The sequence below is a fragment of the Tistrella mobilis genome, from assembly GCF_039634785.1.
Lineage (GTDB): Bacteria > Pseudomonadota > Alphaproteobacteria > Tistrellales > Tistrellaceae > Tistrella > Tistrella mobilis.
In genome coordinates this window covers 17809-38384 of the sequence record NZ_JBBIAB010000001.1, presented here as the reverse complement: position 1 = coordinate 38384, position 20576 = coordinate 17809, and the positions used below count along the sequence as shown (strand labels likewise).

20 protein-coding genes and 1 tRNA gene are annotated in these 20576 nt (G+C 69.0%); 8 read left to right on the top strand and 13 right to left on the bottom strand.

Going from position 1 to position 20576, the window contains the following annotated elements; translation table 11 throughout:
• Positions 1-25: 25 nt before the first annotated feature.
• Both amt and WI697_RS00195 read right to left on the bottom strand, forming a co-directional pair.
• Complete coding sequence (gene amt / locus WI697_RS00200; RefSeq protein WP_062769614.1) at positions 26-1351, bottom strand: ammonium transporter; 1326 nt, start codon at positions 1349-1351, stop codon at positions 26-28.
• A 26-nt stretch (positions 1352-1377) separates the two neighbouring features.
• A complete protein-coding gene (locus WI697_RS00195) occupies positions 1378-1716 on the bottom strand; it encodes a P-II family nitrogen regulator (RefSeq protein WP_014746653.1) in 339 nt (112 codons plus the stop codon).
• A gap of 353 nt (positions 1717-2069) precedes the next feature.
• Between WI697_RS00195 and WI697_RS00190 the strand changes: the two genes are divergently transcribed.
• Together WI697_RS00190 and WI697_RS00185 are read left to right on the top strand one after the other, a co-directional pair.
• Entirely contained in the window at positions 2070-3284 is a 1215-nt protein-coding gene (locus WI697_RS00190; protein ID WP_385998115.1) for a UbiH/UbiF/VisC/COQ6 family ubiquinone biosynthesis hydroxylase, read from the top strand.
• Positions 3285-3449: 165 nt separating this feature from the next.
• On the top strand, positions 3450-3644 hold the full coding sequence (locus tag WI697_RS00185; RefSeq protein ID WP_345957012.1) for a hypothetical protein: 195 nt from the start codon (positions 3450-3452) through the stop codon (positions 3642-3644).
• Positions 3645-3790: 146 nt separating this feature from the next.
• Here the strand turns inward: WI697_RS00185 and WI697_RS00180 are convergent, their stop codons facing one another.
• From WI697_RS00180 to WI697_RS00135, 10 genes are all read right to left on the bottom strand, one after another.
• Positions 3791-4156 carry a DUF971 domain-containing protein gene (locus WI697_RS00180; protein WP_345957285.1) on the bottom strand — a complete coding sequence of 122 codons (366 nt, stop codon included), beginning with the start codon at positions 4154-4156 and terminating at the stop codon, positions 3791-3793.
• A 55-nt stretch (positions 4157-4211) separates the two neighbouring features.
• A complete protein-coding gene (locus tag WI697_RS00175) occupies positions 4212-4442 on the bottom strand; it encodes a Trm112 family protein (RefSeq protein WP_345957011.1) in 231 nt (76 codons plus the stop codon).
• Between the two features lie 20 nt (positions 4443-4462).
• Positions 4463-5131 (bottom strand): LON peptidase substrate-binding domain-containing protein, encoded by a 669-nt coding sequence (locus WI697_RS00170; protein WP_345957010.1) that lies wholly within the window; start codon positions 5129-5131, stop codon positions 4463-4465.
• A 115-nt stretch (positions 5132-5246) separates the two neighbouring features.
• Positions 5247-6164 (bottom strand): thioredoxin, encoded by a 918-nt coding sequence (gene trxA, locus WI697_RS00165; protein ID WP_345957009.1) that lies wholly within the window; start codon positions 6162-6164, stop codon positions 5247-5249.
• 201 nt (positions 6165-6365) lie between these two features.
• Positions 6366-6866: a prolyl-tRNA synthetase associated domain-containing protein gene (locus tag WI697_RS00160; RefSeq protein WP_345957008.1), complete on the bottom strand. Its 501-nt coding sequence runs from the start codon at positions 6864-6866 to the stop codon at positions 6366-6368.
• 104 nt (positions 6867-6970) lie between these two features.
• Positions 6971-8041: a TRAP transporter substrate-binding protein gene (locus WI697_RS00155; RefSeq protein ID WP_296713106.1), complete on the bottom strand. Its 1071-nt coding sequence runs from the start codon at positions 8039-8041 to the stop codon at positions 6971-6973.
• Between the two features lie 75 nt (positions 8042-8116).
• Entirely contained in the window at positions 8117-8611 is a 495-nt protein-coding gene (locus tag WI697_RS00150; RefSeq protein WP_298650896.1) for a DUF3237 domain-containing protein, read from the bottom strand.
• 23 nt (positions 8612-8634) lie between these two features.
• Entirely contained in the window at positions 8635-9954 is a 1320-nt protein-coding gene (locus tag WI697_RS00145; protein WP_062769588.1) for a TRAP transporter large permease, read from the bottom strand.
• Positions 9951-10592: a TRAP transporter small permease gene (locus WI697_RS00140; protein WP_345957007.1), complete on the bottom strand. Its 642-nt coding sequence runs from the start codon at positions 10590-10592 to the stop codon at positions 9951-9953. Before WI697_RS00140 ends, WI697_RS00145 begins: the two co-directional genes overlap by 4 nt.
• 166 nt (positions 10593-10758) lie before the next feature.
• Positions 10759-11256, bottom strand: a complete 498-nt coding sequence (locus WI697_RS00135; RefSeq protein WP_062769582.1) for a MarR family winged helix-turn-helix transcriptional regulator — start codon at positions 11254-11256, stop codon at positions 10759-10761.
• Positions 11257-11489: 233 nt separating this feature from the next.
• Between WI697_RS00135 and WI697_RS00130 the strand changes: the two genes are divergently transcribed.
• The 6 genes from WI697_RS00130 to WI697_RS00105 all read left to right on the top strand — a co-directional run bounded on the left by WI697_RS00130 (position 11490) and on the right by WI697_RS00105 (position 20040).
• The gene (locus WI697_RS00130) at positions 11490-12767 is read left to right on the top strand and encodes a flavin-dependent oxidoreductase (protein WP_345957006.1); all 1278 of its coding nucleotides are present in this window, start codon (positions 11490-11492) and stop codon (positions 12765-12767) included.
• A 95-nt stretch (positions 12768-12862) separates the two neighbouring features.
• A tRNA-Gly gene (locus WI697_RS00125) sits at positions 12863-12937 on the top strand.
• A 203-nt stretch (positions 12938-13140) separates the two neighbouring features.
• A complete protein-coding gene (locus WI697_RS00120) occupies positions 13141-14010 on the top strand; it encodes a DMT family transporter (RefSeq protein WP_345957005.1) in 870 nt (289 codons plus the stop codon).
• Between the two features lie 208 nt (positions 14011-14218).
• A complete protein-coding gene (locus WI697_RS00115) occupies positions 14219-19060 on the top strand; it encodes an NAD-glutamate dehydrogenase (protein ID WP_345957004.1) in 4842 nt (1613 codons plus the stop codon).
• A 72-nt stretch (positions 19061-19132) separates the two neighbouring features.
• Entirely contained in the window at positions 19133-19561 is a 429-nt protein-coding gene (locus WI697_RS00110; protein WP_296713117.1) for an antitoxin Xre/MbcA/ParS toxin-binding domain-containing protein, read from the top strand.
• Entirely contained in the window at positions 19558-20040 is a 483-nt protein-coding gene (locus tag WI697_RS00105; protein WP_345957003.1) for an RES family NAD+ phosphorylase, read from the top strand. Before WI697_RS00110 ends, WI697_RS00105 begins: the two co-directional genes overlap by 4 nt.
• A 5-nt stretch (positions 20041-20045) precedes the next feature.
• Here WI697_RS00105 and WI697_RS00100 read toward each other — a convergent pair whose 3' ends face one another.
• A complete protein-coding gene (locus WI697_RS00100) occupies positions 20046-20525 on the bottom strand; it encodes a hypothetical protein (RefSeq protein WP_345957002.1) in 480 nt (159 codons plus the stop codon).
• Positions 20526-20576: the final 51 nt, after the last annotated feature.

Genomic DNA, 20576 nt, shown 5'->3' with positions numbered 1-20576 from the left:
GCCGGGTGTGCGATGGGTGGTGGCGTCAGAGGGTCTGCGACCCGCGGCCGAACTCGGGGTAGGCTTCGAGGCCCAGCTCCGCCTTGTCCAGCCCGCCATGTTCGACCTCTTCCGAGACCCGGACACCGACGGTGAACTTGATCAGCAGCCAGGCGACGGCCGAGAACACCGCGGTGAAGGCGCCGATCGCGACGATGCCGACGATCTGGGTGCCGAAGCTGGCATCGGCATTGGTGATCGGCACGGCGATCGTGCCCCAGATGCCGCCGACGAGATGCACCGGGATGGCGCCGACCACGTCGTCGATCTTCAGCTTGTCGAGCAGCGGCACCGTCAGGCTGGCGAGGACGCCGCCGACCGCACCGATCAGGATCGCCCCGCCGATGGAGGGGGTGTCGGGGCCGGCGGTGATCGAGACCAGGCCGGCCAGCGCGCCGTTCAGCGCCAGGGTGAGGTCGACCTTCTTGTAGAGCAGCTGCGAGAGGATCATTGCGGCGACGATGCCGCCGGCAGCCGCCATGCTGGTGTTGGCCACGACATTGGCCATGCCGGTGGCATCCGCGCCGGTGCCGAGCGCCAGCATCGAGCCGCCGTTGAAGCCGAACCAGCCGAGCCAGAGGACGAAGGTGCCGAGGGTGGCCAGCGCCAGGTTGGAGCCGGGCATCGGGTTCACCCGACCGTCACGGCTGTACTTGCCGATGCGCGGGCCGATGATGATGGCGCCGACCAGGGCCGCCCAGCCGCCGACCGCATGCACCAGGGTGGAGCCGGCGAAATCCACGAAGCCCATCTCGGACAGCCAGCCGCCGCCCCAGACCCACGAGCCGGTGATCGGATAGCTGATGGTGGTCAGCAGCACGACGAAGAGCAGGAACGACCAGAGCTTGCTGCGTTCCGCGACGGTGCCCGACACGACCGACGCAGCGGTGGCGACGAAGACCATCTGGAAGAACCAGTCCGACGCCGAGGCATAGGTGCCGGCCTCGTAGACGATGGCGTCGCCCGTGGCATCGCTCTGCGACCAGATGGCCAGGCTGCCGATCCAGCCGCCGTCGACGTTCATGTACATCAGGTTGTAGCCGACGAGGTAGAAGGTGATGCCGGCCACGGCAAAGAGCGAGATGTTCTTGAGCAGGATGGTGGCGACGTTCTTCGTCCGGGCCAGGCCGGATTCGAGCATCGCGAAGCCCGCGGCCATCCACATGACCAGGGCGCCGTTGATGATGAACGAGAAGGTGTTGAGGATATACTGAACCTCGGGGTCGACTTCGGCCCGCGCCGGTGCCGCAACGAGGGTGAGAGCGATCGCCGCAAGGGCGGCACGCCGGAAGTTGGTGGCCGTCAGCGCCATCTCTGGTGGGTCTCCTTCCCGTTGGCTCAGAGAGCGTCCTTGTCGGTTTCGCCCGTGCGGATGCGCACCACACGTTCGAGGTCGAACACGAAAATCTTGCCGTCGCCGATCTTGCCGGTCTGGGCATTGGTCTGGATCGCCTCGACCGCTGCCTCCAGCAGGTCGTCGTTGAGGGCGATCTCGATCTTCAGCTTCGGCACGAAATTCACTTCGTACTCCGCGCCGCGATAGATTTCGGTCTGACCCTTCTGCCGCCCATATCCCTTCACCTCGGTGACGGTCAGGCCCTGGATGCCCAGATCGGTCAGCGCCTCGCGAACGGCTTGCAGCTTGAAGGGCTTGATGATCGCAGAGATCAGCTTCATGGCGCCCTGTTCCTTTCCCCCGCAGCCTTGATGTCCTGGCGGCCGGCACCCTGGGCGCCGGCGGTCCGGGCGTGACACTTCAAGACCCGTGCCAATTTCGTGTCATTGGCGGGATTCCGCGCTGCAATGCACGATGGACGGGCAATCCGGCGGGATCGGACCCGCCGGGACGCGGGTGCAGCGAGTGATGTTGTCTGTTTTTTGTGCAGATCACCCGATGGTGGGCAATTCCTGGTCACGCCACCGAATTGGCGGGCATGGCTGGACTTTCGGAACCGGCGGGCCGATCTTGCGCGGCAGGGCCGGGCTCACCGGCCCGGCATCACCGAGCAGGCGTGGCGGAGCGGAGGCAGATGGAGATGATGGCGGGCGACCTGGTGATCGTGGGCGGCGGGCTGGTCGGCATGACGCTGGGCGTTGCCGCCGCAGCAGCCGGCCTCGACGTGATCGTCGTCGATCGCGAAGACCCCACGGCGCAGCTCGATGGCGGGTTCGACGGCCGGGCCAGCGCCATCGCCCATGGGTCGAAGCAGGTGCTGGCCGCGATCGGCGTCTGGCCGCTGGTGGCGGAAACCGGCGCGATCGAACATATCCGGGTGACCGACGGGCCCAGCCTGATGCATCTGCATTTCGACCATGTCCAGGTGGGGGAAGAACCGCTGGGCTGGCTGGTCGAGAATCGCCACATGCGGGCTGCCCTGGCGCAGCGTGCCGCGGCACTTGCCGATCGGCTGACCGTGGTGGCCCCGGCAGGCGTGGTCTCGGTCGACCGGCAGGGCGCGCGGGCGACCGTCACCCTGGCGGATGGCCGGGTGCTGCGTGCGCCGCTGGTGGTGGCGGCCGACGGCCGCCGGTCACGGCTGCGCGACGAGGCCGGGATCGCGGTCACCGAATGGGGCTATGGCCAGACCGGCCTGGTCTGCACCGTGGCCCATGAATACCCGCATGAAGGTGTGGCCCATGAACGTTTCCTGACGCCGGGCCCCTTTGCGATCCTGCCGCTGGCCGGCAATCGCTCGTCGATCGTGTGGACCGAACGGCACGAGGATGCCGCCCGCATCCAGGCGCTGGACGATCTGCGATATCTGGAAGAGCTGCGGGCCCGCTTCGGCGATTTTCTGGGGCGGCTCCGGCTGGAAGGTCCGCGCTTCGCCTATCCGCTGGCGCTGACCCTGGCGCGGCGCTTCGTCGACCGGCGCCTGGCGCTGGTGGGCGATGCCGCCCATGCCATCCATCCGATCGCGGGGCAGGGCTTCAATCTGGGCATCCGCGACGTGGCGGCCCTGGTCGAGGTGATGGTGCAGGCGCGGCGCCTGGGCGGCGATGTCGGCGCCCCGGATGTGCTTGCGGCATATGAACGCTGGCGCCGCACCGACACCATGGCGCTGGTGGCGGCGACCGACGGGCTGAACCGGCTGTTTTCCAACGATGTGGCGCCGGTACGCCTGGCGCGCGATCTGGGGCTTGCGGCGGTGAACCGGCTGGGGCCGGTGAAGAAACTGGCCATGCGCCATGCGATGGGCGAACTGGGCCGCCTGCCGGCCCTGGTTCAGGGACGCATGCCCTGAGACGCATCCTGCGGGAGACCGCGTGTCCCGGTCCGCATTTTCCGGGCGCCCCCCATGATCGGGGGCTGGCCGTGCTTCGCTACCGCTGGTAATCATCACCCGAACTGACAACATGGCGGACCGGGTGGGTGCATCCTGTCGGGCCAATGTTCAAGGAATGCCCCCATGACCATGGTTCGCCCCCCGCGCAACCACGCCCACGCCGGCTCCGCAGCGCCCCGCATGGCCGCGCCGGCCCCCTATCCTGCCGGCCTGCGCGCCATGGCCGATGCGCCGCGGCGCGGCCGCACCTATCGCGGCCCCGGCACCGGCACGGGAACCGGCAGCCGCAATCCGCGCCGCCGCCGGGTTGCCCGCTGAGACCAGCCGGAACCGCAACGCCGCAGATTTCAGAAAGCGCTGACTTAAGAAAGCTCGGGCCCGATCACCCGAAGCCTGGCCGTCGCGACATGCCCCGTCGCGGCGGCCACTTTTTTTGTCGGCCCCCTGCTCAGCCCCGGCTCTGCTCAGCCCCGCGTCTGGCCGGCGGCGGCCAGGGCGTCGAGATAGCTTTCCCAGCGCCGGTCGTGCTCACGCGCGAGTTCCGCCAGATAGCCCCAGCCATAGATGCCGGTGGAATGGCCGTCGTCGAAGACCAGCCGCACGGCGTAGTTGCCCACCGGCTGAACGTCGACGATCGCCACATTGCGCTTGCCGGCCGGCACCTTCTTCTGCCCGGGGCCATGGCCCTGCACTTCGGCCGAGGGGCTTTCCACGCGCAGATACTCGGCCCCCAGCCGGACATGGTTGCCGTCGTCGAAGGTGACCTCCAGAACCCGTGCCGACCGCTTCAGGCGGATTTCCACCGGCCAGGGGGCGGCCGGTGCCGGCATGTGGCTGTGCCCGTGCTCGTGGCCATGCTCATGCCCATGGGAACCAGCCATGGGATCAGGCTCCGGCCGCGTCGTCGAGCGAACGGGCTTCGTCGACCAGCATGATCGGGATGCCGTCGCGGATCGGATAGGCGAGCTTCGCCGCATCGCTGATCAGCTCCTGGGCAGCGGCGTCATAGCGCAGCGGCTCGCGGGTCAGCGGGCAGACCAGGATCTCCAGCAGGCGCGGATCGACGCTGGCATGCGGCACGGGGGTGGTGTCGGAAATGGGGGTGGCGTCGGACATGGGGCACGAAATCCTTGCGGTCAGTGACGCGGCGCGTCGTCGTCGTCCTCTCCGGTATGCAACGCCATCTCCATCATGTCGAGGATCAAGGCGGCGCGTTCCGGCAGGGCGGGGGCCTCGAGCAGGGCCTGCTTCTCTGCCTCCGAGAAGGGGCAGATCATGGCGAGCGAGGTGATCAGCGCCTGGTCCGAGGCCTGATCGATCGCCTGCCAGTCGGCAGACAGCCCCTGCAGGGCGAAATAGCGCTTCAGCCGGTCGGTCAGCAGGGCGCGGTCCAGCCCGGCCGGCGGCGGCTCGCCGCGATCGGCCTCGAAGGCGGCAAAATCGGTGCGGACCTGGCGATAGGGTGTGGTGACGGCCAGTTCCTCGGCCACGCGGAAGCGGGCGACGCCGGTCAGCGTGATCAGATAGCGGCCGTCGCCGCTTTCCTGGAAACTGCTGATCCGGCCGGCACAGCCGACACCGTAGATTTCGGGCGCACCCGAGACGAGGCCCATATTGGTGCCGAGCCCGGCGCGGACCGGCTGGACCATGCCGATCAGCCGGTGGCTGCCCAGCGCGTCGTCGATCATCGCCAGATAGCGCGGCTCGAAGATGTTCAGCGGCAGCCGCCCCCCGGGCAGCAGGATGACACCGCCGAGCGGGAAGACCGGCAGCACCGGCGGCAGGACGTCGTGGGCACGGATCATGGCAGGTTCGGGCTCTGCTCGGTCGGCCGGCGGGTTGCGGGCGCAGGATCCGGAAGGCGGGGGCGCGCCGGTCGCCCACCGCCCCGTCCGGGATCCGGCGGATCGTGTCGGCGGATCAGGCGAAGAGGATCGAGGTCAGCTTGCGGCGGCCGCTCTGGGCCACCGGATCCTTGGGGCCCAGCGCATCGAAGATCTCGAACAGCTGGGTGCGGGCGGCATTCTCGTTCCAATCCCGGTCGCGGCGGACGATCTCCAGCAGCTGGTCGATCGCGGCCCTGGCATCGCCTGCGGCATAGAGCGCCATGGCGAGTTCCATGCGGGTGGCGTGGTCGGCCGGATCGGCGGCGAGCCTGGCTTCCAGCGCCGCGGTCTCGCCGGCACCGGCCGCCTTCTCGGCCAGATCGATGGCGGTGCGGGCGCGGACCAGATGGGGATCCTTCGCCATCTCTTCCGGCGCGTGGGCCAGCACCTCGCGCGCCTTCTCCAGGTCACCCATCTTCACATAGACCTGGGAGAGCCCGGCCAGCGCTTCGGTGCGCGACGGATCGGCCTGCAGAACCTGGGTGTAAAGACCGCCGGCCATGCGCACATCGCCGGCTTCCAGCAGCTCGGCCGCCTGGGCCAGCGCCTCGTCGATCATCCGGGTTTCGTCGTCGCCGCCGGCGCGGAGCAGGTTGTCGACGAACTGGCGGATCTGGCTTTCGGGCAGGGCGCCCATGAACCCGTCGACCGGCCGGCCGCCCACGAAGGCATAGACCGCCGGAATCGACTGGATGCGCATCTGCTGCGCCAGTTCCGGGTTCTCGTCGATGTTCATCTTGACCAGCCGCACCTTGCCCTTGGCGGCCAGAACCACCTTTTCGAGCACGGGGGTCAGCTGCTTGCAGGGGCCGCACCAGGGCGCCCAGAAATCGACGATGACCGGCGTCTCACGCGAGGTCTCGATGACGTCGGCCATGAAATGCGCGGTGTCGGTGTCCTTGATCACATCCGCCGGGGCGGTGCCCCCGGCGCCGCCGATGATGGTCTGCATGGCAACGGTCCCGTTCTTTTTTCGAAGCGCGATGGCGAAACTCTGCCGCGCCCGGAAGGCCGGCCGCGGCCTCCCGCTTGTAGCATGAAAGATGGCACGGCGCGCGTCTCCAGCAAGGGGCACCCCTACCGGATTACGCCTCAGACGCGATCCGGCCGGTGCCTCGCTCAGGTCGGTGTCTCGCTCAGGTCGGTGCGTCGCTCAGGCCGGGGCGTCGAGATCGACGATCCGCACGTCGTGGCCGAAGCTTGCCACGAAGCGTTTCAACCCTTCGCCCGTCACCACGGTCGAGGCATCGTTGAACAGGGGATGGGCGTTGATCCGCTCCGCCTCGGCCACAAGCCGGTCGAGCGCGAAGACCACCCGGCGGTCGGGATCGTTGATCAGCGCGAAAGGCGTGACGGAACCCGGGGTGACGCCCAGCACCTCCATCAGCAGATCGGGCTTGCCGAACGAGAAGCGCCCGGCGCCGAGCAGCGTTTGCAGATGTTTCAGATCCACCCGCCGGTCTGCGGCGACGGTGGCCAGCCAGAGATCGCCGCGCTTGTCCTTCAGAAACAGGTTCTTGACGTGCAGCCCCGGCACATGGCCGGTCTCGGCCTCCGCCTCTTCGACGGTGAAAACCGGCGCATGGTCATAGGTCTCGTGCGCGATGCCAAGGGCATCGAGGCGGGCGAAGAGGTCGGCGCGGGTGGCGGGCATGACGGATCCGGTGGTCTTTGAACGACATCAGGCGGGGCGAAGACGCGGATCATCGCCGCTTCCCCGCCCCGCCTGCAAGTCCGGATCCCGCGACCGGGACCCCGTCAGGGCCGGGCTGCGTACTTCGCCACCAGCGCCTTGGCTTCCTCGATGAGGGCAGGGCCGTCGATGCCGCGGGCGGTCATCCGCTCGGCCCAGGCCTTTTCGACCTCGGCACCGACGGCGCGGAAGCGGTCGGTTTCCTCGGGCGTGAGCGCGATGATCCGGTTGGTCGTGGACTTTTCGATCGAGGCCACCACCGGCGCATCGGCCTGATCCATCACGCGGCCGATCGCGCGGGCCTCGGCGATGCCGGCATTGTCGTCGATGACCTTCTTCAGGTCGGCGGGCAGGCCGTCATATTTGGCCTGGTTCATCGCCACCAGCATCATGGTGGTGTAGAGCGCGTTCTCGCCCGCGAACACCATGTGGCGGTGGACCAGTTCCTGCAGGCGCAGCGCGTCCAGCCCTTCCATGGGCAGAACCGTGCCGTCGATCACGCCGCGCGACAGCGCCTCTGCCGTCTGGGGCACGGGCATGCCGACCGGCTCGGCGCCCAGCGCCTCGATGAAGGAATTGATCAGCCGCGACGGCCCGCGCAGCTTCAGCCCCTTCATGTCTTCAGGCGTGCGGACCTCGCGATCGCGGGTGTGGATCAGCCCGGGGCTGTGGGTGTGGGCTGCGATCACCTTCACGCCTTCGAAGCGGCTGGTGAGGTGCTTCATGGCGAATTCATGCGCGGCCTGGCTGGTGATCTCGGCCGAGCGCGGCAGGAAGGGCAGGTCGAAGACCTCGGCCTCGGGGAAGCGGTCGGGGGTGTAGCCGACCACCGTCCAGATGATGTCGGCCTGGCCGGTGCGCGCCTGATCGAACAGCGAGGGCGGGGTGCCGCCCAGCTGCATGGCCGGGTAGATCTTGACCTCGATCCGCCCGCCGGACTGGCTCTCCACCCGCTGCTTCCAGTCGGTGAAGTACTTCGAATGGACCGCCGAGGTGGGCGGGAAGAAGTGGTGCAGGCGCAGCGTCACCTCGGCTGCGGCCGCCTGGCCGGCCATGCCTGCGGCCACCACCAGGCCCGCCACGCCCGCCGCCATCCGTGTGGCCAGCCGCCGCCAGCCGGTTGCGATATCCGTCATCGGTTTCTCCTCCCTGATCTGCCTGATGTGGGCTGGCTGCCGCTTCTGGGCGGGCGGCATGCCGGGTTGATGCGGTCAGCCGACCGCGAAGACCTCGATTTCGACCCGCGCCGCCAGCCGGCGGCCGCGGGCCACGAACAGGGTCCGGTTCATCCAGCCGAGGGCCGGATGTCCGGTGGTGAAGCGTGGGGTGGTCCGGAAGTAATAGAGCGCGGGGTCGACATCCTCTCCCGCCGCCACCCGGGCGAGCACCTCGGCGGGGCCGTGGCGCATGCCGGGATTGCGGATATCGACCAGCGCATCCACGGCCGCGCCGTCGACCTCGGTCAGGGCCAGGGTGTAGCGGGCCTCGATCTCGGCCAGCCCGTCGGGCCGCACGGTCTGCCAGTCGGCCCCGCCCGGCAGCACCCGCCCGGCCAGCCGGGCGCCCGAGACCCGCCCCCCCAGGATCGGGATGATCCGGCGCTGGCCGTCGGCCAGTGCGCCCAGTTCCTGCGGGGTGCCGATCTCGGCCTCGATCAGGGCGACCGGGGACAGGACGGGCGGGGTGGCGGGAAAGCCGGTGGTCATGGGCGGCGGACCTTTCCTGAAGATCAGTAGAGCAGGCGCATCAGGCCAAGCGTGATGCCCGGAAAGGCCACCAGCGCCAGGATGCGCAGCACGTCGGAGACGAGGAACGGGATCACGCCTGCGAAGGTGTCACGCATCGGCGTGCCGCCCGACATGGCGTTGATCACGAAGACATTCAGGCCGACCGGCGGCGTGATCATGCCGACCTCCACCACCACCAGGGCCAGAATGCCGAACCAGATGGCGGCTTCTGCGGGCGGCAGGCCGAAATCCAGCGCCATGATCAGCGGGTAGAAGATCGGCACGGTCAGCAGGATCATCGACAGGCTGTCCATGATGCAGCCGAGCGCCAGATAGAGCGCCAGGATCGCCGCCAGCACCACGATCGGCGGCACGTCGAGCCCGCCGATCGCCTCGGCCGCCTGCATCGGCAGGCCGGTGAGCGCCAGGAAGCCGTTGAAGGCGGCGGCTCCCAGCACGATCATGAAGATCATCGCGGTGCCCGAAGCGGTCTCCATCACCACCTCGGTGAAGGCACCGCGGCGGAGCCCGCCACGGACCAGCGCGAACAGCCCGGTGGCCGCGGCCCCCACCGCCGCCCCTTCGGTGGGCGTGAAGACGCCGGCATAGATGCCGCCGATCACCGTCACGAAGATCACGAAGACCGGCCAGGTGCGCGCAAGGCCGCGGAGACGTTCCGACCAGCCGATCCGGGGAACGGCCGGGGCGGCGTCGGGGTTCAGCATCACCTGCACTCGGATCGCCGCCATATAGCCGAGAGCGGCGAGCACGCCCGGCACCAGGGCCGCAATGAACATCCGGTCGATGTTCTGCCCGGTCAGCACCGCATAGATCACCAGCACCACCGAGGGCGGGATAAGGATGCCGAGCGTACCGCCGGCCGCCAGAACGCCGGTCGCCAGCCCGTCGTGATAGCCGTGGCGGCGCATTTCGGGCAGGGCGACCCGGGTCATGGTCGCGGCGGTGGCGAGAGACGAGCCGCAGATCGAGCCGAAGGCGGCGCAGGCGCCGATCGCGGCCATGGCGAGGCCGCCGCGGCGATGGCCCAGCCAGTCACGGGCGGCGTCGAACAGCAGCTGCGAGAGGCCGGCGCGGCCTGCAAATGCGCCCATCAGCAGGAAGAGCGGCACGATCGAGAGGGCGTGGTTGGAAAACTGCTCCACCGGCAGGGTGGTGAGCCCGGCCATGATGCCCATGGGGCCTGCAACCGCCATGCTGCCCAGAATGCCGGCCACCAGCATGGCGAGCCCCACCGGCACGCGCAGCGCCATGGCGACGAGCAGGCCGGCAATGCCGAGAAGGCCGATGGTGGTATCGCTCATCGCCGGCTCTCCTCGCGGGCCGTTCCGGCCTCTGCGGCGGCAGCCTCGGCCTCGGTCGGCGGCACCGCGCCGCGCAGCGTGGCGGCAAGCGTGGTCAGGCAGGCGAGGGCGGTCAGGGCCATGAAGGCCACCCCCGGCACATAGACCCACCATTGCGGCAGGCCCAGGATCATGGTGGTTTCGCCATAGGTCAGGCGCTCTTCAAGGCCGATGGTCAGCCGCCAGGCGAGCAGGGCGGTGGTGGCCGCGAACAGAAGATCGGCCACCACGCCCAGCGCCCGGCGCAGACCCGGGCCGGCGCGCATGGTGAAGAGATCGACCGTGACATGGGCGCGGGCGAGCTGGGCCTGGGGCAGGAAGCAGAAGACCGCGATGGCGGTGCCCGTCTCGACCAGTTCGAAATCGCCCGGCACGGGCCCGAATTCCAGCCCGCCGATGCTGGTGCCGGCAAACCAGCGGCCGATGATGCTGATCACCGACATCGCGGCGATCGCGACCAGCATCAGCCCGCCGGCCATGGCGACCAGACGGCACAGGACCCCGACGGGGCCGAAACCGGTGCGGAAGGGGCCGCCGGACCGCGACGCCTTCTCACCGCGGCCCTGCACGCTGTGCGGGGCCGGGTCTGCCCTCGACATGGGGCGCCTCTCCTCCCTGGGCGGCGGGATCTTGTCGCCCCGCTCGTCTCCGGCATCCCTGTCTGCGGATGCCGCCTGATGTTGTCTCAAGCCGCGCGAGCAACTCGCGTACTCAAAATCTCGCGAGCAGATCGCGTATTCAAAACCTCGCGAGCAGATCGCGTATTCAGAACCTCGCGAGCAGTTCGCGGAGCGTGACCTTCTCCGCCTCGCTCAGCCGCGCCGAGACCCGGTCGTCATGGGCGCGGATCCGCCGGATCAGCTCGTCGAGCACCTCCTCGCCATGCGGGGTGAGGGCCAGCTGGTTGACCCGCCGGTCGCCGGGGGTGGGGCGGCGTTCGACATAGCCGGCGCGTTCCAGCCGGTCGACCAGCGCCATGGTGCCCGATCGGGCAATGCCCACCACCCGGCCGAGCCGGCTCTGGCTGAGGCCGGGATTGTTCCGGATCAGCACCATCGACGAGAACATCGGCGGCGTGATGTCCAGATCCGCGACGGTGGCGAAGAAATCCTCGTAGATGGCGATCTGGGCCCGGCGCAGCGCATAGCCCATCAGCTCGCGCAGCACCCCGAACTCAACGTCCTCCGGCCATTGCTCGAAAGCGTCACCGCGGCCGGCCGGCCGCGGCAGGACGCTGGAGGTCGTCCGCCGTCCGCGTGTCATTCCCGTCTCCCGATGATCCGGCCCCGGGCTGGCCTTGCGCTGATCCGGGGCGGTGCATCGGCCACCATAAACCGGTTTTCCGCCGGTTTCCTCAGATTAGTTCGTAGAGCGGATGATCGTCAATTCGGATTGTAATGACATCGTACATTCTACGGATATATCCTGTCCCGAAACACGCAATGCACCCGGCCCCGAGCCGGTGCCCAGGGTGCGGGATGGGAGGAGAGGATCCGATGAAGGTCATCATTGCAGGCGCCGGCATCGGCGGGCTGACGGCCGCGCTCAGCCTGCATGCCGCGGGGATCGAGACCGTGGTCTATGAAGCGGTGCCCGAGATCCGGCCGCTGGGGGTGGGGATCAACCTGCTGCCCCATGCGGTGCGCGAGCTGACCGAGCTGGGCCTGGCCGACGAGCTTGCCCGCACCGGCGTCGCCACCTCGACGCTGATCTATACCAACAAGCTGGGGCAGGAAATCTGGCGCGAGGCGCGCGGCCGCGACGCCGGGTATAACTGGCCCCAGTACTCGATCCATCGCGGTCGCCTGCAGATGCTGCTGTTCGAGGCGGCGCGGGCCCGGCTGGGCGCCGACCGGGTGCTGACCGATCATGCCGCCGCGCGCGTCTCCACCCAGGCCGACGGCCGGGCGCGGATCGATCTGGTCTCGCGCACCTCCGGCGCCTCGCTCGGGCACGACACCGCGGATCTGATCATCGCCGCCGACGGCATCCATTCTGCGGTGCGGGCGCAGTTCCATCCGGACGAGGGCCTGCCCAAATGGAACGGCCGCATCCTCTGGCGCGGCGTCAGCGAGGCTCTGCCCTATCTGGACGGCCGCAGCATGGTGATGGCCGGGCATCAGGATCAGAAATTCGTCTGCTATCCGATCGATCCCGACATCGCGGCGCGCGGGGCTTCGCTGATCAACTGGATCGCCGAGCTGAACCTGCCCGAGCGCAAGCTGGAGCGCGAGGACTGGAACCGGCCCGGCGTGCTGGAGGAATTCCTGCCGGCCTTCGAAGGCTGGAATTTCGGCTGGCTGGACGTGCCGGCGATCATTCGGGCCGCGATCCGGGTGTTCGAATTCCCCATGGTCGATCGCGATCCGCTGGAGGCCTGGACCCATGGCCGGGTGACGCTGATGGGCGATGCCGCCCACCCCATGTACCCGATCGGATCCAACGGCGCGTCGCAGGCGATCCTGGATGCCCGCACACTGGTCTGGCGGCTGGCGACCATGGGCGATGTCGATGCGGCGCTTGCCGCCTACGAGGCGGAGCGACGGCCCGCCACCGCCCGCATCGTGCTCGCCAACCGGGCCAACGGGCCCGAGAAGGTGATGCAGCTGGTCGAAGAGCGGGCGCCCGACGGGTTCAGGGCGATCGAAAAGGTGCTGCCGGCGGCGGAACTCAACGGAATCATCGGCGATTACAAGCACATCGCCGGCTTCGATCGCGACGCCCTCAACGCGCGGCCGTCGCTGCATCCGGTGCCCCTCGACGCCCCGGTCTGAAAATCGTCGTCAAACTGAAAAAAACCTCTTGCGCCAGCCGCCGCCGTGAATATTATCCCGCACACAGACGGCAGCGACGCTGCCTGACGGAGCGGGCGGGAGTAGCTCAGGGGTAGAGCACAACCTTGCCAAGGTTGGGGTCGAGGGTTCGAATCCCTTCTCCCGCTCCAGAGATTGCGGAAACGCAAATGAAACGGGCTGATCGGTGACGATCAGCCCATTTTCTTTTATCCCACATCTGGCGGCTCTTGTGGGTGTGACCAGATAATCATCGCGAAGACTGCCGGCGAAGGCGTCTTGCGGAAGCCCTGGTACGCTGCGCGCGCTTCGGGATAGAATTTGCGGATCGTATTCCCGCAAGGGTTCCAGGGCCATGGGCGTTACCGCGCTTCTGTTCATCTCCACCGCCCTGCTCTGGGGTGGCGGGGCGCTTGCCACCGCCTTCCAGGCGGGGCCCGTACCGGCCGTGGTGTCGGTGGGCTGGCGCATGGTCGCGGCGGGGCTGCTGATGATGGGCTGGGCGCATATCCGCGGCGTCCGGCTCAGGCTGACGGCGGCGGACTGGCGATGGACGGTGCTGCAGGGCGTCGCCTTTTACGGGCTGGCCTTCGTCGCCTTCTACAGTGCCGTCCGCCTGATCCCCAGCGGCCCGGCGGCGCTGGTGCTCTCCACCTCGTCGGTCTTCGCCGGCTTGATCGGCCGGGCGCTGCTGGGCACCTCGCTGACCCGTCGTCATCTGGCCGGGCTGACGCTGGGGATCGGTGGCGTCGCCCTGGTCTTCGCCCCCGATCTCGCCCGGCTGGGCGAGGGGCCGCGGGCGCTGGAAGGGCTGGCCTGGGCAGCGGTTTCTGCGGTGGCGGCGGCGCTGGGCACGGTGATCGGCGCCCGCCATCAGGCGCAGGGGCTGGCACCCGAGGCGGCCATCGCCTGGGGCGGGCTGATCGGCGGCGTCACCGCCCTCACGGTCGCTTTGCTTCAGGGGGCACCCTTCGCCTTCGACTGGTCGTGGCGCTATGGGCTGAGCCTCGCCTATCTGGCCCTGCCGGCCTCGTGCCTCAACTTCCTGATCTATTTCGATCTGGTGCGGCGTGTCGGCCCCGGGCGGGCCGCCTATGCCATGACCCTGGTACCGGTGGTGGCCCTGGCGCTCTCCTGGGGGTTCGAAGGGTTGCTGCTCACACCGGCCATGCTGGCGGGGGCGGGGGTGATCCTGTGCGGCAATCTGCTGGTGCTCCGGCGCTGAGCGGGACGCCTTGTCCACTCTCGTGGAAAATTCACGGCCTTGCTGCTGATCCGTCACGGGTCGGCGCTTGCGTCGAACGGCGTTCGATACCACCCTTAACCGGGCCGTCGACGTCCCATGACGGGATGTCGTTCCAGCAAGAGCCCGAAGGGGAGGAAACATGCCGGAGGCAAGTCAGGCTGGTGTCCAAGACACCGGAGCCGTGCCGATGGACGCGATCGCAGCGCTGATCGAGGCGCGCTTCGCACCCGAAGACGCCCGAGAGGCGATGGAGTTCGTGAAGGCCTATTACGCTGCGGGGCTCGACGAGCTGCCGGCGGGCGGGCCACGGCGCCTGGCGGGCGCCGCACTCGGCCATCTGGCCTTCGCCCGCAGGCGGGCGGCGGGCGAGACCCTGGTCGACGTCTTCAATCCCGACATCGACCGCCATGGCTGGCAGAGCCGCAACAGCGTGGTGATGGTCACCACCGACGATCGGCCCTTCCTGGTCGACAGCACGGTGGCGGCGCTGAACCAGATGGGGTTGGCCCTGCACGGCCTGATCCATCCGATCCTGACCGTCCGCCGGGATGCCGATGGCCGCTATCTGGGCCTGGGCGGTGCCGGTGACGAAGCGGCGGGTCCGGGCGGCCGGGCGGTTGCCGAAAGCTTCATGCTGATCGAGGTCACCCGCCGCCCCGATGCGGTGGCGCTGGATCAGGTCAGGCGCCGGCTGGTCGAGGTGCTGGACGATGTGGCGGCGGCCGTCACCGGCTGGCAGGCGATGCGCGACGAGATCGACCGCGCCATCGCCGATGTCGAGAGCCTGCCCGATGCGGTTCTGTCCGAGGATCTGCGCAGCGAGCATGCCGCCTTCCTGCGCTGGATCCGCGACGACAATTTCACCTTCCTGGGGTTCCAGGACTGCCGCTTCTCGGAAGCCGATGGCCAGGGACAGCGCCGGGTGGAGGTGCTGCGCACCCTGGGCGTGATGGAAGGGACCGGCGGCGATGACGGTCGCGAACGGCCCCGCGGCCTTGCCGGCTTCACGCTCCATGGCGACGAGAGCTTCGGCGACGAGCCGGTGACGATCACCAAGTCGCGTTTCCGCGCGACGGTGCATCGCGCGGTGCCGATGGACTATATCGGCGTCAAGATCTACGGCCCCGATGGCCGGGTAGAGGGCGAGCGCCTGTTTCTGGGCCTGTTCACCTCTGCCGCCTATCACAGCAACCCCCGCGCCATTCCGCTGATCCGTCGCAAGGTGCGCGGCATCATAGAGCGGGCAGGTTTCGCGCCCGGCAGCCACGACGCCAAGTCGCTGCTCAACGTGCTGGAGACCTATCCGCGCGACGAACTGCTCCAGATCGGCACCGACGATCTCTATGAGACCGCAATCGGCATTCTGAAGCTGCAGCTGCGGCAGCGGCTGCGGCTGTTCCTGCGCCGCGACGTCTTCGGCCGGTTCTGGAGCGCGCTGGTCTATGTGCCGCGCGACGCCTTCGACAGCCGGTTGCGGCGGCGTGTGCTCGCGGAACTGGAAGCGGCGACCCATGGCACGCTCGCCGAGGAAACCGCCGATCTGGCCGAGGTGCAGCTGTCCGAGGCGCCGCTGGTGCGGCTGCGTTTCGTGCTGATGGTCGACCCCGAGGCCGAGCCGGCCCAGGTCGATGCGGCGGCGCTGGAAGCCCGGCTGGCCCGCATGGTGCGCGGCTGGGCCGACGAGCTGCGCGAGGCGCTGATCGATGCGGTGGGCGAAGAGCGGGGCCTGGCCCTCTGGCGCGGCACCGGCCGCGGCCTGCCGGCGCTGTATGCCGAACGTTTCGGCCCCGAACAGGCGGTCGCCGATCTGCTGCGGCTCGAGGCGCTGGCCGGCGACCCGCAGGCGATCTCGATTGCCTTCTACACCCCCGTCGGCGGTGGTGCCTCGGTGGCGCTGCGCCTGAAGCTCGGCCGTCCCGGCGGGCCGATCGCGCTGTCGGACGTGCTGCCGATGATCGAGAATCTGGGCTTCCGGGTGATCGACGAGCAGCCCTATGCGATCGAGGACGCGGAAGCCGGCGGCATCCGGGCCTGGCTGCACGATTTCGGCCTGGTCGACCAGCAGGGCGGCGCGGTCGATCCGGCGCGGCTGGGGCCGCTGCTCGAGGACACGCTTGCCCGCGTCTGGCGGGGCGAGGTCGAAAACGACCGGTTCAATGCCCTGGTGCTGCGCGCCGGCGTCACCGCCGACGAGGTGGTGATCCTGCGGGCGCTCTATCGCTATATGCGCCAGATCGGCCTGCCCTTTGCCCAGAACACGGTGGAGCAGACCCTCGCCCGGCATGGCGAGCTTGCCCGGCTGATCGTGCAGCTCTTCCATGCCAGGCTCGATCCTGCCCGCCACGAGACGGCGGAGGCCTCCGCCGCGGCTGAGGCAGAGGCCGACCGGCTGGTCGAGGCCTTCGCCCAGGGGCTGGATGCGGTCACCAATGTGGACGAGGACCGGATCCTCGGCCGGTATCGCGACGTGGTGCTGGCGGTGCTGCGCACCAATGCCTATCTGCGCGAGGCAGATGGCGGCCGCAGGCCGGTGCTGGCGATCAAGCTGGACGGGCAGAGCCTGCCCGACCTGCCGCCGCCCCGGCCGTTCCGCGAGATCTTCGTCTATTCGCCCCGGGTGGAGGCGGTGCATCTGCGCGGCGGCCGTGTCGCTCGTGGCGGCATCCGCTGGTCCGACCGGCTGGAAGATTTCCGCACCGAGATCCTGGGCCTGATGAAGGCGCAGATGGTCAAGAATGCGGTGATCGTGCCGACCGGCGCCAAGGGCGGCTTCATCGTCAAGCGCCCGCCCGCGACCCGGCCCGAGCTGCAGGCCGAGGTGGTCGGCTGCTATCGCGCCTTCGTCGGCGGCATGCTGGACATCACCGACGATCTGAAGGCGGGTGAGCCGGTGCCGCCCCGGGGTGTGCACCGGCGGGATGGCGACGATCCGTACCTGGTGGTCGCGGCCGACAAGGGCACGGCGACTTTCTCGGACATCGCCAACGGCATTGCCGAGGAACGCGGCTTCTGGCTGGGCGACGCCTTCGCCTCGGGCGGGTCCGCCGGCTATGACCATAAGAAGATGGCGATCACCGCGCGCGGTGCCTGGGTTTCGGTCCGGCGGCATTTCCGCGAGGCCGGCATCGACGTGCAGCGGGACCCGGTGACCGTGATGGGCGTCGGCGACATGGGCGGCGACGTCTTCGGCAACGGGCTGCTGCGCTCGGATTCGGTGAAGCTGGTCGGCGCCTTCAACCATCTGCACATCTTCCTGGATCCCAACCCCGATCCGGCGCGGAGTTTCGCCGAACGGGCCCGGCTCTTCGCCGCCCAGCGCTCGGGCTGGACCGATTACGACCCGGCGGTGTTGTCGCCCGGCGGGCGGATCTATGACCGCGCGGCCAAGACCGTCGAGACCACGCCCGAGATCCGGGCCCTGCTCGGCATAGCCGAAACCCGCATCACGCCCTCGGCCCTGATCCGGGCGATGCTGAAGGCCGAGGTCGACCTGCTCTGGTTCGGCGGCATCGGCACTTTCGTGCGCGCCTCGCAGGAGCGTGACGCCGATGCCGGCGACCGCAGCAATGATGCGCTGCGCATCACCGCCGCAGAGCTGCGGGCCAGGGTGGTGGGCGAGGGCGCCAATCTGGGCTTCACCCAGGCGGCGCGGATCGAGTTCGCGCTGAATGGCGGGCGGATCAACACCGATGCCATCGACAATTCCGGCGGCGTCGACTGCTCCGACCACGAGGTCAACATCAAGATCCTGCTCGGCCGCGTGCTCGAAGCCGGCGACATGACCCGCAAGCAGCGGGATCTGCTGCTGGCCGGGATGACCGAAGAAGTGGCGGCCCTGGTTCTTGCCAATAACGAGCTGCAGAACCAGGCCTTGTCGGTGGAAAGTCGCGAGGCCGGGCGCCGGCTGGACCGTCATGTCCGGCTGCTGCACGGGCTGGAGCGGGCCGGGCGGCTCGACCGGGCGCTCGAACGCCTGCCGGACGAGGCCGAACTCGCCCGGCGCGCGCGCGAGGGGCTGGGGCTGACCCGTCCCGAACTGGCGGTGCTGCTCGCCTATGCCAAGATCGAGCTGACCCATCAGGTGGCGGAAGATCCGCTGCTGGATGATCCGGCGCTGGCCGGTGATCTGGCGGCCTATTTCCCGCAGCCGATCCGGGCGCGCTTCCCCGAGCATATCGCGGCCCATCCGCTTCGGCCCGAAATCCTGGCGACCCATCTGGTCAACGAGATGGTCAATCGCGGCGGACCCTGCCTCGCCCGCGAACTGGCCGACGAGACCGGCCAGGGGCCGGCCGAGATCCTGCGGGCCTATGTCGTCGCCCGCGACGTCCTGGGCCTGCCGGCGCTCTGGTCGGCGCTGGATGCGGCCGAGGCGACGATGCCGGCCGACCGGCGGCTCGATGCGCTCGACCGGGTATCGCGGCGTCTGACCCAGGCCATGCGCTGGCTGCTGGTGCGGGGCGGCCGGGCGGCCACGGTGGGCGAGGTGATCGGCCGCTTCCAGCCGACGGCGGCGGCCCTTCAGGCCGTGCTTCCCCAGGTGCTGCCGACCGAGGTGGCCGAGGCCATCGGCGCCGATGCCGCAAGGCTGACCTCGGGCGGGCTTGAAGAGGGGGCGGCGGTCTGCCTGTCGCAGCTGGGCTCGCTGGTCTCGGTCTTCGATCTCACCGCCCTGTCCGAGAACCTGGACCTGCCGGTGGAGAAGGTGGCGCCGGTCTATTATGCCGTCGACCCCCGGCTTCACCTGCATGCCCTGCGCCACGCCGCCCGCACCATCGTGGTCGACGATCCCTGGGAACGGCTGGCGGTCAGCAGCGTCATCGACGACCTCTACGGCGTCCAGCGCCGGGCCACCCAGTCGATCTTCACCCGCGATGCGGCGGGCGATGTCGATGTCTGGGCCGAGGCGGAAGCGGCGGCCCTTGGCCGCGCGGCCGCGGCGGTCGACGAAGTGCTGTCGGCACCCGACGTGACGCTGGCGATGCTGATCGTCGCGGCTCGCCGGCTGACGGCGCTGGCCGGCGGCTGACCGGTACGTCGCCGCACTTGATGTCCTTCTCATGCGAGACCATCTTGAGTCTCGTATGAGAAGGATCATCCCATGACCAGCATGACCGAGGTTGCAGAAGTTCTGGGGCTGCCGACGACGCCCGCCGTCGGCTCCGGCTTCGCCCTGATCGCCCGGATCGAGGAGGGTCTGCCGCTCGACACGCTCGAGCGGGTGGTGCGGCTGGTCGCGCCCGATGATGCCCGGTTCAAATACCGTCTGGTGCCGAAGGCGACGTATGAGCGTCGCAAGGCGTCGAAGGTGCTGTCGCCAGAGCAGGGCACCAGGGTTGCACGGCTGGCCAAGGTGTGGAGCGCGGCCGTCGACGTCTGGCGGGACGAGGCGGCGGCGCGCGACTTCCTGTTTCGCCCGCATCCGATGCTGGAAGACGAACTTCCGGTGGATGTGGTGCTGCGCAGCGAGTTCGGCGCCGAACTGGTGATCGACATTCTGGGGCGGCTCAAATACGGCAGTGCCGCGTGACGGCGCAGATCCTTGACCGAACGCTCCGTGCCTGGCGGATCGGGGATCCGGATGGAACCTGGCCGATCTTCGATGCCACCGGATCGACCATCGCTCCCGGGCGATGGAATACCCGCGGCAGCCCGGTGATCTATGCTTCGGAGCACTATTCGACGGCCCTGCTTGAAAAGCTGGTCCATGGCAGCGGCAGGCTGCCGCCGAACCAGCATTTCATCGAAATCACCATTCCTGCCGGCACCAGCTACGAGATGTTTGCGCCCGAGGCCTGGCCCGGCTGGGACGCCATGCCACCCGTCGTCAGCCGTCGCTTTGGCGAAGCCTGGAGCCGCGAACGGCGGAGCGCGGTGCTGATCGTGCCCAGTGTGGTCGCGCGGCTCGACCACAACATCCTGATCAATCCGGCCCATCCGCAGTTCCGGACGATCACGGCCGGCCTGCACCATCCGGTTTTCTGGGATCACAGGCTGTTCGGCGCCTGAGTCGGTCAGTCCGCCGGCGCCTCGGGCGGGTCGGGCGCGTCGGGCTTGTCCGGGCAGGCAAAACTCTCGGGCATCTCGCGGCCGCTGCCGTTCCCGTACCAGAACACCTGACCGGCATCCTGATGGCAGATCTCGGCCGCCGAGGCGTCCGGCGCCAGGATGACCACCCAGTTGTTGGCGCCGCAATTGTGGGTCTCGCAGCCCCAGGAATGAATCCGGTCCTTCAGCCGATAGACGGGTGTGCGCGGGCCATCGGGATCGAGTGCCCGGCGGACGACATCGGTGCCGGGCGGAGCCGCCGCGCGGATCGCCGCCCGCACCGTCTTGAGGGTAAGGAGCGGCGGCAGATGGCGGCCGCCGGCCGTCGTCACCTCTTCCCAGGGATAGGCGCCGACATAAAGGTCGAGATCGACCGGTGTCGCGGCGAGGGCGCCTGTCGATCCGATGCCCAGCAGGGCGATGAGGGTGATCTGCCGGCCAGGCATGGATGATCTTCCCGTCTTGTTCCCTGAAGACGAACGGCCCCGGTCCTGAAA